9 protein-coding genes and 1 pseudogene are annotated in these 15,099 nt (G+C 64.7%); 7 read left to right on the top strand and 3 right to left on the bottom strand.

The window, feature by feature from the left end:
* Positions 1–232: 232 nt before the first annotated feature.
* The 3 genes from lpdA (at position 233) to G486_RS0100045 (ending at position 3,653) form a co-directional block, all read left to right on the top strand.
* On the top strand, positions 233–1,660 hold the full coding sequence (lpdA, locus tag G486_RS0100055) for a dihydrolipoyl dehydrogenase (protein WP_027013692.1): 1,428 nt from the start codon (positions 233–235) through the stop codon (positions 1,658–1,660).
* Positions 1,661–1,818: 158 nt separating this feature from the next.
* Positions 1,819–2,922, top strand: coding sequence for a cell division protein ZapE (zapE, locus tag G486_RS0100050; RefSeq protein ID WP_027013691.1), 1,104 nt, complete (start codon positions 1,819–1,821; stop codon positions 2,920–2,922).
* Positions 2,923–2,981: 59 nt separating this feature from the next.
* Complete coding sequence (locus tag G486_RS0100045) at positions 2,982–3,653, top strand: hypothetical protein (protein WP_156919808.1); 672 nt, start codon at positions 2,982–2,984, stop codon at positions 3,651–3,653.
* A gap of 167 nt (positions 3,654–3,820) precedes the next feature.
* Here the strand turns inward: G486_RS0100045 and G486_RS0100040 are convergent, their stop codons facing one another.
* Positions 3,821–4,588, bottom strand: a complete 768-nt coding sequence (locus tag G486_RS0100040) for a PP2C family protein-serine/threonine phosphatase (RefSeq protein ID WP_027013689.1) — start codon at positions 4,586–4,588, stop codon at positions 3,821–3,823.
* A 153-nt stretch (positions 4,589–4,741) separates the two neighbouring features.
* Between G486_RS0100040 and G486_RS0100035 the strand changes: the two genes are divergently transcribed.
* Positions 4,742–6,745 (top strand): ATP-dependent DNA helicase, encoded by a 2,004-nt coding sequence (locus G486_RS0100035; RefSeq protein ID WP_027013688.1) that lies wholly within the window; start codon positions 4,742–4,744, stop codon positions 6,743–6,745.
* Between the two features lie 107 nt (positions 6,746–6,852).
* On the opposite strand, the gene G486_RS0100030 is transcribed toward G486_RS0100035, so the two are convergent.
* On the bottom strand, positions 6,853–7,650 hold the full coding sequence (locus G486_RS0100030; protein WP_027013687.1) for an outer membrane protein assembly factor BamD: 798 nt from the start codon (positions 7,648–7,650) through the stop codon (positions 6,853–6,855).
* 200 nt (positions 7,651–7,850) lie between these two features.
* Between G486_RS0100030 and dnaE the strand changes: the two genes are divergently transcribed.
* The 3 genes from dnaE to clpA all read left to right on the top strand — a co-directional run bounded on the left by dnaE (position 7,851) and on the right by clpA (position 14,298).
* Entirely contained in the window at positions 7,851–11,390 is a 3,540-nt protein-coding gene (gene dnaE / locus G486_RS0100020; protein ID WP_027013686.1) for a DNA polymerase III subunit alpha, read from the top strand.
* 151 nt (positions 11,391–11,541) lie between these two features.
* Positions 11,542–11,901 (top strand): ATP-dependent Clp protease adapter ClpS, encoded by a 360-nt coding sequence (gene clpS / locus G486_RS0100015; RefSeq protein ID WP_211233732.1) that lies wholly within the window; start codon positions 11,542–11,544, stop codon positions 11,899–11,901.
* Positions 11,902–11,964: 63 nt separating this feature from the next.
* Positions 11,965–14,298 (top strand): ATP-dependent Clp protease ATP-binding subunit ClpA, encoded by a 2,334-nt coding sequence (gene clpA, locus G486_RS0100010; protein ID WP_027013684.1) that lies wholly within the window; start codon positions 11,965–11,967, stop codon positions 14,296–14,298.
* A gap of 452 nt (positions 14,299–14,750) precedes the next feature.
* On the opposite strand, the pseudogene G486_RS24380 reads toward clpA, so the two are convergent.
* Positions 14,751–15,099 (bottom strand): annotated as a pseudogene (locus G486_RS24380) (DDE-type integrase/transposase/recombinase); the annotation flags it as partial.

Here is a 15,099-nt window from a genome sequence, read left to right as displayed (position 1 = left end):
CAACCCCCTGAGGCGCTGTGCGCCTTCCCCCTTCTCTCGAATTGCCTTGCAATTCGGGAAGGGGGACGCCATCAGCGCTGCGGGGCGGCCCTTGCGCGATGGCCATTGGCTTGGTCCGCGCGTGTGCACAGGGCAAAACAACACTTGAACATCTAGCAGTGAAAACCCACCATTGGCTTGACATGGCCTGATGGTGGGTTTTTTCCAGCAACATAGAGAAGAGATTCAAATCATGAGCAAGCAATTCGACGTTATCGTGATCGGCGCCGGCCCTGGCGGCTACATCGCGGCCATCCGCGCTGCCCAGCTGGGCAAGAGCGTGGCCTGTATCGACGAGTGGACGAACGCCGCTGGCGGCGCTGCTCCGGGTGGTACCTGCACCAACGTGGGCTGCATCCCCTCCAAGGCCTTGCTGCAGTCTTCCGAGCATTTCGAACATGCCAAGCTGCACTTTGCCGACCACGGCATCTCCACGGGCAAGGTGGACATCGACGTGGCCAAGATGGTCGGCCGCAAGGATGCGGTCGTGAAGCAGAACAACGACGGCATCCTGTACCTGTTCAAGAAGAACAAGGTCACGTTCTTCCATGGCCGTGGCTCCTTCGTCAAGGCGGTTGAAGGCGGCTACGAAATCAAGGTTGCGGGCAAGCAAGAGGAAGTCATCACCGGCCAGCAGATCATCGTGGCCACGGGCTCGAATGCGCGTCCGCTGCCCGGCGTGGCCTTTGACGAGGAGAACATCCTCTCCAACGACGGCGCGCTGCGCCTGGGCAAGACTCCCAAGACCCTGGGCCTGATCGGCTCGGGCGTGATCGGCCTGGAGATGGGCTCGGTCTGGCGCCGTCTGGGTGCGCAGGTCACCGTGCTCGAAGGCATGGACAAGTTCCTGCCCGCCGTGGATGAGCAGATCGCCAAGGAGGCCAAGAAGGCCTTCGACAAGCAGGGCCTGAAGATCGAGCTCGGTGTGAAGGTCGGCGAAGTCAAGGCCGGCAAGAAGGGCGTGACGGTGGCCTACACCAACGCCAAGGGCGAAGCCCAGACGCTGGAAGTGGACAAGCTCATCGTCTCCATCGGCCGCACGGCCAACACCAACGGCCTGAACGTGGAAGCCGTGGGCCTGGCGCTGGACGAGCGTGGCGCCATCGTCGTGGACGACCACTGCAAGACCAATCTGCCCGGCGTCTGGGCCGTGGGCGACGTGGTGCGCGGCCCCATGCTGGCCCACAAGGCCGAGGAAGAGGCCGTGGCCGTGGCCGAACGCATTGCCGGCCAGCACGGTCATGTGAACTTCAACACCATTCCCTTCGTGATCTACACCAGCCCCGAAGTGGCCTGGGTGGGCCGCACCGAGCAGCAACTCAAAGAGCAGGGCGTGAAGTACAAGGCAGGCTCTTTCCCCTTCCTGGCCAACGGCCGCGCACGCGCGCTGGGCGATACCACGGGCATGGTCAAGTTCCTGGCCGATGCCGAGACCGACGAGATTCTGGGCGTGCACATGGTCGGCCCCATGGTCTCCGAGCTGATCTCCGAAGCCGTGGTGGCCATGGAGTTCAAGGCATCAAGCGAGGACATCGCACGCATCTGCCACGCCCACCCCTCGCTGTCGGAATCCACCAAGGAAGCCGCTCTGGCGGTTGACAAGCGCACGCTGAACTTCTAAAACCCCCTGGGGTTTTTGAGAACGTGTTGACGTTCTAAGAGCATGTTCATGATCTCTACGCAGGCGCGCCGCGAGGAGATCGTGAACACGCTCTAAGCCGCCAAGCCCTGGTTTCGCCAGGGCTTGGCTTTGTCGTTTTTGAGAGTGAAGAACTGAGAATGAGCGTTTCCGTGCGTGAGGCCTACGAGGCCGAGTTGGTGGCCAAGGGCTTTCAAAGCGATCCCGCGCAGCTGCGTGCCGTCGAGGCCTTGCAGCGCTGTGCCGATGACTGGGCCGGCTACAAGACGCGCCGCTCCAACAGTCTCAAGAAGCTCTTCAACCACCCCGATATTCCGCGCGGCGTCTACATGTACGGCGGCGTGGGGCGCGGCAAGAGCTTTCTCATGGACTGCTTCTTCAATGCCGTGCCGCTCAAGCGCAAGGTGCGGCTGCACTTTCATGAGTTCATGCGCGAGGTGCACCGCGAGCTCGTCGTGCTGCAAGGCACGCAGAACCCGCTGGATGTGCTGGGCGCGCGCATTGCCAAGCGCTACAAGCTCATCTGCTTTGACGAATTCCACGTGGCCGACATCACGGACGCGATGATCCTGCACCGCCTGCTCGTGGCCTTGTTCGCGAATGGCGTGGGCTTTGTGACCACCTCCAACTTCATGCCCGACGAGCTCTACCCGGGCGGCCTGCACCGCGACCGCATCCTGCCGGCCATCGACCTGCTCAACGAGCGCATGGAAGTCGTGAACGTGGACAACGGCACGGATTACCGGCGTCGCACGCTGGAGAATGCCAGGCTCTATCACACGCCGCTGGGCGCCGAGGCCGATGCAGCCATGCAGCAGACCTTCGAGCGCCTGGCCGAGGCCCGCGACGAAGACCCGGTGCTGCGCATCGAGGCGCGCGAGATCCGCGCCAAGCGGCGCGCAGGCGGCGTGGTCTGGTTCGACTTTCGCGAGCTGTGCGGTGGCCCGCGCTCGCAGAACGACTACCTGGAAATCGCCAGCCAGTTCCACACCGTGCTGCTGTCCGACGTGCCCTATATGCCCGTGAACATGGCCTCGCCCGCGCGGCGCTTCACCTGGCTGGTGGACGTGCTCTACGACAGGCGCGTGAAGCTCGTGCTCTCGGCCGCCGTGCCGCCCGAGCAGCTATACACTGAGGGGCCGCTGGCCCATGAGTTTCCGCGCACGGTTTCGCGTCTCAACGAGATGCAGTCCAAGGAATTCCTGGCGCTAGAGCGCCGTGTGGTCGATACCGGCCTGACCTGACAACAGCGGCCCCGGGCCCGGCGGCTCACTCCACCGATTACCAGATGCTGAAAATCTCCATGCGTGCATTCATTCCGTTCCCAGGCCGCAGACAGCAGGCCGGTCTGGGCCTGGCGGCCCTGTGGCTGGCCATGGCCGGCTCCTTGCATGCGGCGCAGGAAGTGACCGCGCCGCAGGCCGCGAACAGCGTCCAGGCCGAGCGCGAGGCCGAGCGGGGCCGCATCGAGCTGCAGCGCGCCGACATAGAGCGGCGCAAGACCGCGGCCGAGACCCTGTGCTATCAGCGCTTTGCGGTCGAGGACTGCCTGCGCGACGTGCGCCGTCAGGCGCGCGAGGAGCTGCATCCGCTGCGCGAGCGCGAGCTGCAGCTCAACCAGGCGCAGCGGCGCGAGAACGCCGAGTTCCGCCGCCAGCAGATCGAGGCCAAGAAGGCGGACAAGGCCGCCTCCGGCCTCAAGGCCCAGCAGCGGCCCCCGGCCCAGCCACGCGATACCGAGGCCTTGCGCAGCCAGCGCGAACAGCAGGCCCGGGAGCGTGCTGCCCAGCAGGCCGACAACCAGCGCCGCCATGAGGCCCAGCAAAACCAGCGTCAGGCCAGCGAGGCGCAAAGGCGCAGCCAGGCGCGCGCCGACTATGAGGCCAAGATCAGGGCTGCCGAAGAACGCAAGGCCAGGGCCGCCGAAGCCGCACGCGAACGCGGCCCCACGGCAGCCCCCTTGCCGGCGCCGTGACCGAGGTGGACTGAGAATTCAAACTTCATAGCTGCCAGCGCTTGTCCTGTATGGGTTTAAGGTCTTGATAGTCCTTAAATCCAGATGAGGCAAGCGCTGGCAGCACTGATTTTGATAGCGCAATCTTCTTGCGCGCGGCATCGCGCACTCAGATCGTAAACACGTTCTCAGCTGTCCGAGGCCGGGCTCTCCAGCTTGAGCACCACCAGAGACAGATTGTCGCCATGGCCGCCTGCGCGCTCGCGCGCCTTGTTGATCAGGAACTCCGTGGCCTCGCGCGGCGTCAGCGCGTTCAGGACCAGGCCCAGCTCGTCATCGGTGAAGTAGTGCCAGATGCCGTCACTGCAGGCCATGAGCGTGCTGTCCGGCACCAGCTTGTCGATCACATGGTGCTCGCAGGGCGGGGACTGCTCCATGCCCAGGCAGCCCAGCAAGATATTGGACTGGGGGTGGTTTTGTGCCTGGGTCTCGGTGAGCTGGCCCTTGTCCACCAGGGACTGCACATAGGAGTGATCGCGCGTGCGCCGCACGAGGCTGGCCTGGCGAAAGAGGTAGATCCGCGAATCGCCTGAATGCACCCAGTGGCAGCGCCCCTGGGGCAGGAGCACAAAGGCCGCAATCGTGCTGTGGGGCTCCTGCTCGGCCGAGATGGCCGTGAGCCGTATCACCATGTGGGCGTCCTCGACGATGGCCTGCAAAAAGGCCTGGGCATCGTCGGCGCTGGGGTCGAAGCGCTCGAACAGCTGGCCCGCCGTGAGCATCACCTGGTCCGAGGCCGCGCGCCCGCCGCTGCGCCCGCCCATGCCGTCGGCCACCACGCCCAGCAGGCAGCCCTTGACGCGCGGATGGCTGAGCAGCACGACCTGGTCCTGCTGGTATTCGCGGTCTCCCTTGTGTATGCCGGTGGAGGCATGGATTCTGTACGCTGGCTGCATCTTTTCTGGGGCTTGCAATGGGACAGCGGCAGGCGTTGCCGGCCGCTGCAGTGCGCGCATATTAGCGGAGCCGGTGGCCGGGTGCTGGACAATGCGGGGTGCCGCACCCGAACAGCGGTCTTCATTTCCTCCTGTCTGAACGGATTTTCTCAAGTGGACTCCCTGATGGCCGCCGTGGACGCGGCCTTTGCGCCCGAGGGCCTGCTGTCGCGCACCCAGGCGCAGTTTCGCCCGCGCGAGGGCCAGACCCGCATGGCCCTGGCCGTGGCCTGTGCCATAGAGCAGGGCCAGACCCTGGTCGTGCAGGCCGGCACGGGCGTGGGCAAGACCTATGCCTACCTGGTGCCTGCGCTGCTCAGCGGCCAGCGCATCCTGGTGTCCACGGCCACGCGGGCCTTGCAGGACCAGCTGTTCGCGCGCGATCTGCCGCGCCTGGTCTCGGCCCTGGGCCTGCCGCTGCGCATGGCCAGGCTCAAGGGGCGCAGCGCCTATCTGTGCCTGGAGCGCCTGGAGCGCGTGCTCCAGGGCCGCGCCGGCCCGCAGGATCCCCAGGTGCTGCGCAGCGTGGCCGTGGTCCAGCGCTGGGCCCAGGCCACGCGCACCGGTGATCTGGGCGAGCTGCCCCAGCTCGACGAGCGCTCGCCCGTCGTGCCCCTGGTCACTTCCACGCGTGACAACTGCCTGGGCTCGGAGTGCGCGCACTGGAAGTCCTGCCATGTGAACACCGCGCGCGCCCAGGCGCTGGAGGCCGACATCGTGGTCATCAACCACCACCTGATGTTTGCCGACCTGGAGTTGCGCGAATCGGGTGTGGACCAGTTGCTGCCCGGTGCGGGCGTCGTCGTGGTCGATGAAGCCCACCAACTCAACGACACGGGCGTGCAATTCGCGGGCCAGACCCTGACGGCTCACCAGCTCACGGGTTTTGTGCGTGATCTGCTGCGCACGGCCCAGGCCGATGCGCGCGGCCTGGCTGACTGGCTGGTGCTGTGCGCGCAGGTGGAGCAGGGCGTGCGCGATCTGCGGCTGGCCGCAGGGCAGGCGCCCGCTGCAGGGCGCCTGCCCTGGCAGGGCGTGACGCCCCAGGGCCTGCAGCCTGCGCCCTGGCGCCAGGCCATGCTGGGCCTGGGCCAGAGCCTGCGTGCGGCGCTGACAGCCCTGGCCCAGGCCCAGACCAGTGCCGAGCTGGCCAGGCTCTACGAGCGCGGAGCCGGGCTTTACGAGCGCCTGGCCACCTTTGCGAGGCCGGCGGCCGAAGACAGCGTGCGCTGGCTGGAGCCGGGCGCGCAGCAGCTGCGCATGCTGGAGTCGCCGCTGACCATTGGCCGGATTCTGCGCGACAGGCTCATGGAAGGCGGCGGCCAGCAGCCCAGGGCCTGGATCTTCACCTCGGCCACGCTCGGCGATGACGAGCGCCTGTCCTGGTTCACCGAGCCCTGCGGCCTGGGCGATGCCCGCGTGCTGAGCGTGGAAAGTCCCTTCGACTACGCGCAGCAGGCCGGGCTTTACGTGCCCCAGCCGTTTGCGGCCGCCGGCAGCGCCGAGCACAGCCTGCAGGTCGCGCGTCTGGTGGAGCAGGCCGCGGGCCGGCTGGGCGGACGCACCCTGGTGTTGACCACCACGCTGCGCGCCATGCACGCCATCACCCGCGAATTGCGCCAGGCCCTGGGGCTGTTTGCCGAGATCGATGTGCTGGAGCAGGGCGATGCGCCCAAGCTGGCCTTGATCGAGCGCTTCGAGCAGGCGGGCCGGGCCGGGCAGCGCGGCTGCATTCTCGTGGCCTCGGCCTCGTTCTGGGAGGGCGTGGATCTGCCCGGCGACAGCCTGCAGTTGCTGGTGCTCGACAAGCTGCCGTTTCCCCCGCCCGATGACCCGCTGGTCGAGGCGCGCTCGCGCCAGCTCGAAGGTCTGGGCCGCCAGGCCTTTGCCGATTACCTGCTGCCCGAGGCTGCGATGGCGCTCAGGCAGGGCGCGGGTCGGCTCATACGCAGCGAGACCGACCAGGGGCTGCTCGTGATCTGCGATGCGCGCCTGCAGGCCAAGGCCTATGGCCGCAGGCTCAGGCAGGCGCTGCCGCCGATGCGCGAGCTTGCGACGCGCGAGGCCTTCGACGAGGCGCTGGAGGCGCTCAAAAACGGCTGCTGCGGCGCAGACTGAACAAAAAAAGAGCTGCCAGCGCTTGCCAGCAATGGATTTCAGTGCATAAACCGTCTGAAACCAAGCTGTAGCAAGCGCTGGCAGCTCACTTTTTTAAAGAGTAGGTCTTACCAGAGCTGCCACCAGGACTTGGACTTCTGGGCATCGCCGTCCGGCGGGGTCTTGCCGTCGCCATAGGTGGCGGTCAGCACGCGCTGGGCGTCGTCGCGCAGCTGGGTCATGCCCAGGGCGTCGTAGGACTTGACCAGGACTTCCATGGCATCGCGCACTGCGGGCACGCCGGGGTAGTCGCGGATCGCGACCTGGGCGCGCGCAATGGCCGCCACATGGGCGCCACGGCTGTGGTAGTAGCGCGCCACGTGCACCTCGTACTGGGCCAGCGAGTTCACGATGTAGAGCATGCGCTGGCGCGAATCCTCGGCGTACTTGGATTCGGGAAAGCGCGTGACCACCTCGCGGAAGGTCTCGAACGAATCCTTGGCGGCCTTCTGGTCGCGCTCGGACAGATCCTGGCGCGACAGCCAGGCGAACATGCCCAGGTTGTCGTTGAAGTTGACCAGGCCCTTGAGGTAGAGCGCATAGTCCATGGCCGGGCTGGCCGGGTGCAGCTTCATGAAGCGGTCCAGCGTGGCCACGGCCTGGACCTTGTCCCCGGCCTTGTACTGGGCATAGGCCTTTTCGAGCTGGGCCTGCTGGGCCAGGGGCGTGCCGGCGGCGCGGCCCTCGAGCTTTTCGAACAGCGGCACGGCCTTGTCATAGGCGCCGGACTGGGCTTCGTCGCGGGCCTCGGTGTAGATGCGCTCGGGCGTCCACTTGGCCGTAGGGTCATCTTTGGTGCTGGAGCAGGCTGTCATGACGCCTGCGGCAAGCAAGGCGGAAGCGATGGACAGGAAGGAACGCTGCATGGTGGACGAGTTGGCAATCAAAGGCGATGAATGTGAGCCAGTTGCGGCAGGATGCGCAACGGCGGCAAGGCGGGCAATTCTCCCGCAACCTCGAAAAGGCATTGTAACGGCCAGGGCTTGGCGCCGGACCAGGCCCCGGGCGCGCAGGTTTTGCCGGCGATCGCGGCGGGGGTGGCCTGCGGCTTTCTACAATGGCGCCCATGTTTGTCCATTTGCGCCTGCACACCGAATTTTCCGTCGTAGACGGAACCAACCGCATCAATGCCATCGTCAAGGCCGCTGCCGAGGATGGGCAGGTGGCCATGGCCATCACCGATTACAACAACCTGTTCGGTGGCATCAAGTTCTACCGTGAAGGCCGGGCCAAGGGCGTCAAGCCCGTGCTGGGGGCCGAGATCCAGATCGAGGGCGAGAACGGCGCCCAGCCCTCGCGCATCATCGTGCTGGTGCAAAGCCAGCTGGGCTACAACAACCTGGCCGAGCTGCTGGCGCGCGGCTGGACGCGCAACGTGGTCAAGTCCCAGGCCGTGCACACCTGGGCCTGGCTGGAGGAGCTGGGCCAGGGGCTGATCGTGCTCTCGGGCGCCCAGGCCGGCCCCGTGGGCCAGGCCCTGGTGCGCGGCGACGAGGCCGGCGCCGCAGCCATGGCCCAGCGCCTGGCGCGCATGTTCCCGCACCGCTTTTTCATCGAGCTGCAGCGCGCAGGCCGCAGCGATGACGAATCCCATGTGCTGGCCGCCGTGCGGCTGGCCGAGCGCCTGAACCTGCCCGTGGTTGCCACCCACCCTCTGCAGTTCTTCGGCCCCGACGACTACGAATCCCATGAAGCGCGCGTGTGCATTGCCGAAGGCGAGATCCTGGGCAACCAAAAGCGCGTGCGCCGCTTCACGCGCCAGCAGCACTTCAAGACCGCCGCGCAGATGGAGCAGCTGTTTGCCGACATTCCCAGCGCGATCGCGAACACCGTGGAGATCGCGCGCCGCTGCAGCCTGACCCTGGTGCTGGGCAAGCCCCAGCTGCCCAACTTCCCCGTGCCCGAGGGCATGACCATGGACGAGTTCTTCCGCAACGAGTCCTTCAAGGGGCTGGAGGAGCGCCTGGCCCACCTCTATCCCGACCCTGCCAAGCGCGAGGCCCAGCGGCCGCGCTATGTGGAGCGCCTGGAGTTCGAGATCGGCACCATCTTGAACATGGGCTTTCCCGGCTACTTCCTCATCGTGGGCGACTTCATCAAGTGGGCCAAGCAAAACGGCTGCCCCGTGGGCCCGGGCCGGGGCTCGGGCGCGGGTTCGCTCGTGGCCTATGTGCTCAAGATCACCGACCTGGACCCGCTGGAATACAACCTGCTGTTCGAGCGCTTTCTGAACCCCGAGCGCGTGTCCATGCCCGACTTCGACGTGGACTTCTGCCAGGCCAACCGCGACCGCGTGATCGACTATGTGAAGCAGCTCTACGGGCGCGATGCCGTGAGCCAGATCGCGACCTTCGGCACCATGGCTGCGCGCGCGGCCATCCGCGACGTGGGCCGGGTGCTGGACATGAGCTACAACTTCTGCGACGGCATCTCCAAGCTCATTCCCAACAAGCCGGGGCTGAACGTCACGCTCAAATACCCGCCCAATCCCAAGAAGGAGGGCGACAAGTACACCTATGCGATCGAAGCCGAGCCCCTGCTGGCCGAGCGCATAGAGAAGGAAGAGGACGTCAAGACCCTGATCGAGATGGCGCAAAAGCTCGAGGGCATGACGCGCAACATCGGCATGCACGCGGGCGGCGTGGTGATCGCCCCGGGCAAGCTCGCGGATTTCTGCCCGCTCTACCAGCAGCCGGGCAGCGACTCTGCGGTGGCCATGTACGACAAGGACGACGTGGAGGCCGTGGGCCTGGTCAAGTTCGACTTTCTGGGCCTGGCCACGCTGACCATCCTGGAGATCGCGCGCGAGTTCATCATCAAGCGCCACAAGGGCCAGGAAAACTTCGCGTTCGAGAACATTCCGCTCGACGATGCACGCACCTACAAGCTGTTCTCCGAAGGCAAGACCGAGGCCGTGTTCCAGTTTGAAAGCCGGGGCATGCAGGGCATGCTGCGCGACGCCATGCCGTCGCGCCTGGAGGACCTGATCGCGCTCAACGCCCTGTACCGGCCCGGCCCCATGGACCTGATCCCGAGCTTTGTGGCACGCAAGCACGGGCGCGAGGTCGTCGAGTATCCGCATCCGCTGGTGGAGAAGGTGCTGGCCGAGACCTACGGCATCATGGTCTATCAGGAACAGGTCATGCAGACCGCCCAGGTGCTGGGCGGCTACTCGCTGGGCGGCGCCGACCTGCTGCGCCGCGCCATGGGCAAGAAAAAACCCGAGGAAATGGCCCAGCACCGGCTGCTGTTCCGTGAAGGCGCGGCCAAGAACGGGCTCGACCAGGTCAAGGCCGACGAGGTCTTCGACCTCATGGAGAAGTTCGCGGGCTACGGCTTCAACAAATCCCACGCGGCCGCCTACTCGCTGCTGGCCTACCACACGGGCTGGCTCAAGGTGCATTACACGGCCGAGTTCTTCTGCGGCAACATGACCGTGGAAATGGACAACACCGACAAGCTCAAGGTGCTGTATGAGGATGCCCTCAAGATGGGCATGGAGTTCGAGCCGCCGGACGTGAACCGTGGCCGCTACCGTTTCGAGCCCGTGACCGACCGGATGATCCGCTACGGCCTGGGCGCCATCAAGGGCACGGGCCAGGCCGCGATCGAGGCCATCGTCGCGGCGCGCGAAGGCAAGGGCGCGGGGCCGCGCGGCCATGAGAGCGGGCCCTTCAAAAGCCTGTTCGACTTTTGCGTGCGCGTGGACCGCTCACGCCTGAACAAGCGCACGCTGGAGGCCTTGATCAAGGCTGGCGCCTTCGATGCCATCGAGCTCAACCGCGCAGCCTTGCTGGCCTCCACCGACACGGCTTTCGAGTTCGCGAACAACACCCTGGCCAATGCCAATCAGGGCGGCCTGTTCGACATGATGGGCGAGGATGTCCTGGGCTCCAGCACCCAGGAGCCGCCACTGGCGAATGCCCTGCCCTGGGGCGTGAAGGAAAGGCTCACGCAGGAGAAGACCGCCGTGGGCTTTTACCTGTCGGGCCATCTGTTCGACGAGGTCGAGCAGGAGGTGCGCCGCTTTGTGCGCACACCGCTGGCCGAGCTGCGCGACAGCCGCGAGAGCCAGACCCTGGCCGGCATCATCAGCGACTTTCGCTCCATCAACGGCCAGCGCGGACGCCTGGGCCTGTTCAAGATAGACGACAAGTCGGGCGTGATCGAAGCCTCGGTGGACGAAGCCGGGCTCAACACCTGGCGCGAACTGCTCAAGGACGATGAGTTCGTCATCGTCACCGGCCGCCTGCAGCTGGATCACTTCAGCGGAGGCCTGCGCATGAAGGTGCAGCAGATCCAGAACCTGGCCGATGCGCGCTGCCGCTTTGCGCGCTATCTGCAGGTCAGCGCCCAGGACATGCAGCAACTGCCCGATGTCGGCGACCTGCTGCGCCAGTTCCCTGCGGTGCAGGAAGAGGGCGAGCACGGCCTCGTGCAAAGAGGGCTCAGAATCCGGCTGGGTCTGATGTGCGAGGACGAGCGCGGCCAGGCCAGCTGCGAGCTGGCCCTGGGCGATAACAGCCGCTTCTACCCCAGCGATGCTGCCCTGGCCGCCTGGTATGCCCAGGCCGGCAGCGCCCAGGTGCAACTGATCTACGAATGACAAGGCCTTGCAGTCGGCGCGTGCCGGCTGCAGGAATGCGGCCCCGGGTGCGCTGGTGCGCTGGTGCGCTCCAGACTGGGCTTGAAATACCTAGGAAAACCTCGCATATGCGACGGGTAAAGTGAGTTCCCCTATGGCTAGAATGATTTGCATGGCAACCCAACTCCCCAAGACTCCTCTTGTCCCGCCAGGGCAGAGCCCCGTCAGTGATGACGGGGAGGCTGTTGTGCTGGAGAGACGGCGCCAGCGTTTGCAACCACCTCAGATGTATCAGGTCGTCATGCTCAATGACGACTTCACACCCATGGAGTTTGTCATCGTGGTGCTGCAGGAGTTTTTCGGAAAGGACCGGGAAACCGCGACCCAGATCATGCTCAAAATCCATCTCGACGGGCGGGGCGTCTGCGGCGTTTATTCGCGCGACGTGGCAGCCTCCAAGGTGGAGCAGGTATTGCAGGCCGCGCAAAAGGCGGGCCACCCGTTGCAGGCCCTGGCCGAACCTGTTGAATAAATCCGATCCGCCCCGACCTATGGTTGCAGTCAATAATCGCAAGCAAGCACAAAGGAGTCCCCAATGATCGCCCAAGAACTGGAAGTCAGCTTGCACATGGCCTTTGTCGAGGCACGTCAGCAACGCCACGAGTTCATCACCGTGGAGCACCTGCTGCTGGCCTTGCTGGACAACCCCAGTGCGGCCGAGGTGCTGCGCGCCTGCTCGGCCAATATCGATGACCTGCGCTCGGCCCTGTCCAACTTCATCAAGGACAACACGCCGCAGGTGGCGGGCTCCGACGAGGTCGACACCCAGCCCACGCTGGGTTTCCAGCGCGTGATCCAGCGCGCCATCATGCATGTGCAGTCCACAGGCAATGGCAAGAAGGAAGTCACGGGTGCCAACGTGCTGGTGGCCATCTTTGGCGAAAAGGACTCGCATGCGGTCTACTACCTGCACCAGCAGGGAGTGACACGCCTGGACGTGGTCAACTTCATCGCCCACGGCATCAAGAAGGGCGAGCCACCGGAGCCTGCGAAGGCAGAGAGCCCGGCCGAGGGCGAGGAGGGCGCGAGCAGCGAACGCAGCGAAAAGGCCTCGCCGCTGGAGCAGTTCACGCTCAACCTCAACCAGGCGGCCAAGGACGGCAAGATCGATCCGTTGATCGGCCGCGATTTCGAGGTCGAGCGCACCATCCAGATCCTGTGCCGCCGCCGCAAGAACAACCCCTTGCTGGTGGGTGAGGCCGGCGTGGGCAAGACCGCGATCGCCGAAGGCCTAGCTTGGCGCATCACCGAAGGCAAGGTGCCCGAGGTGCTGTCCGAGGCCGTGGTCTACTCGCTGGACATGGGGGCGCTGCTTGCCGGCACCAAGTACCGTGGCGATTTCGAGCAGCGCCTCAAAGGCGTGCTCAAGGCGCTCAAGGACAGGCCCAATGCCGTCCTGTTCATCGATGAGATCCATACGCTGATCGGCGCAGGCGCGGCCTCGGGTGGCACGCTGGATGCGTCCAACCTGCTCAAGCCTGCGTTGTCCAGCGGCCAGCTCAAGTGCATTGGTGCAACCACCTTCACCGAGTACCGTGGCATCTTCGAAAAGGACGCTGCGCTGTCGCGTCGCTTCCAGAAGGTGGACGTGGTCGAGCCCAGCGTGCAGGAGACGGTGGACATCCTCAAGGGCCTCAAGAGTCGCTTCGAGGAGCACCACAGCGTGAAGTACGCGGCCGCCGCGCTGCAGGCCGCGGCCGAACTGAGCGCCAAGTACATCAACGACCGCCATCTGCCCGACAAGGCCATCGACGTGATCGACGAGGCCGGTGCGGCCCAGCGCATCGTGCCCCCCGAGCAGCGCAAGGCCACGATAGAGAAGGCCGAGATCGAGGCCATCGTTGCCAAAATAGCGCGCATCCCGCCGGCCAATGTCTCCAACGACGACCGCAGCAAGCTGCAGACGCTGGAGCGTGACTTGAAGAGCGTGGTCTTCGGTCAGGACAAGGCCCTGGAGGCCCTGGCAGCCTCGGTCAAGATGGCGCGCTCGGGCCTGGGCAAGCCCGACAAGCCCATCGGCTCCTTCCTGTTCTCGGGCCCCACGGGTGTGGGCAAGACCGAGGCGGCCAAGCAACTGGCCTTCATCATGGGTGTGGAGCTGATCCGCTTCGACATGTCCGAGTACATGGAAAGGCATGCGGTCAGCCGGCTCATCGGTGCACCTCCCGGCTATGTGGGCTTCGACCAGGGCGGTCTCCTGACCGAGGCCGTGACCAAGAAGCCGCATGCGGTGCTGCTGCTCGACGAAATCGAGAAGGCCCATCCCGACATCTTCAACGTGCTGCTGCAGGTCATGGATCACGGCACGCTGACGGACAACAACGGGCGCAAGGCCGACTTCCGCAACGTGATCATCATCATGACCACGAATGCGGGCGCCGAGACCATGAACAAGGCCGTGATCGGCTTTACCAACCCACGCCAGGCCGGCGATGAGATGGGCGACATCAAGCGCTTGTTCACGCCCGAGTTCCGCAACCGGCTCGATGCCATCGTGAGCTTCAAGCCGCTGGACGAACAGGTCATCCTGCGCGTGGTCGACAAGTTCCTGCTGCAACTGGAGCAGCAACTGGCCGAGAAGCGCGTGGAAGTCACCTTCACTGACACCTTGCGCAAGCATCTGGCCAAGCAGGGCTTTGATCCGCTCATGGGCGCGCGCCCCATGCAGCGTTTGATACAGGAGACGATCCGGCGCTCGCTGGCCGATGAATTGCTGTTCGGTCGTCTGGTCGATGGCGGTCGTCTGGAGGTCGACTGGACTGTCGATGCGCTCGACGAGACCAAGGGTGAAGTCAAGCTTGAGATCACCCCTTTGCCTATGATCGAAGATTCCGAGTCGGCCGAGCCCAAGGAAGCAACGGCAGATTAGGCCTCTTGAACCAAGCCCAGGAAAAGCCGGTTTTTTGCCGGCTTTTCTTTTGTTCATCGTGCGACCGCGAGGTGTTTAGGAGTTGGCGATTTAAGGTGTCGTTTCAGGGAAGTGGTACGAAACCGAGCGTAGCTTGGGGTAGGGAAAAGTAGTTTTAAATCAGTTGCTTATCGTATTTTAGCGAAAGCTGTGAAAACTGATGTGTGTACTTTTGCTGTACCGAAGTATGGGCTCGGTACAGCTGGAAGGTATGAGTCAACTGGTGTCTGGTGATTGTTGGGATGTAGCGGACTGGCTGTTTTCGACCTATATAGTCATTCAGAGGGGCAGAAATTCCGTGTTTTAGGCTGGTTAAGCATTACACGGAACGAGGGTGTACAAAATTGTGTTTGCGGACAAGCAGGCTATAGCCTGCGATGGATTGTCCGTTTACACAAAATTCTGTACGCTCTCCAGCGGGCGATGGCCTCTTGCACAGTCTCAATGCAAAACTGCACATCCATGGTGTTGGACAGCCGCCAGGCCAGCACCTTGCGGCTGTACCAGTCCACCACGGCACACAGATACACCCACCCTTTGTGCATGCGCACGTAGGTGATGTCCATGGCCCACACTTGATTGGAGTGGGTCACAGGCTTATGGCGCAGCAGGTACGGGTAGACCTTGTGCTGCGGCTGGCGAGCACTGGTGCGAGGCTTGCAGTACAGCGCTGCGATGCACATGCGCTGCATCAGGGATCGCACACGTCTGCGCCCCACGCAGTGGCCCTGGCGCTGCAGCAGTGTCCGCAGCATGCGCGAG

The organism is Comamonas composti DSM 21721 (assembly GCF_000429845.1).
Taxonomy (GTDB): domain Bacteria; phylum Pseudomonadota; class Gammaproteobacteria; order Burkholderiales; family Burkholderiaceae_C; genus Comamonas; species Comamonas composti.
The sequence above is the reverse complement of the archived record's forward strand: the minus strand, read 5'-3'. Positions and strand labels throughout refer to the sequence as shown.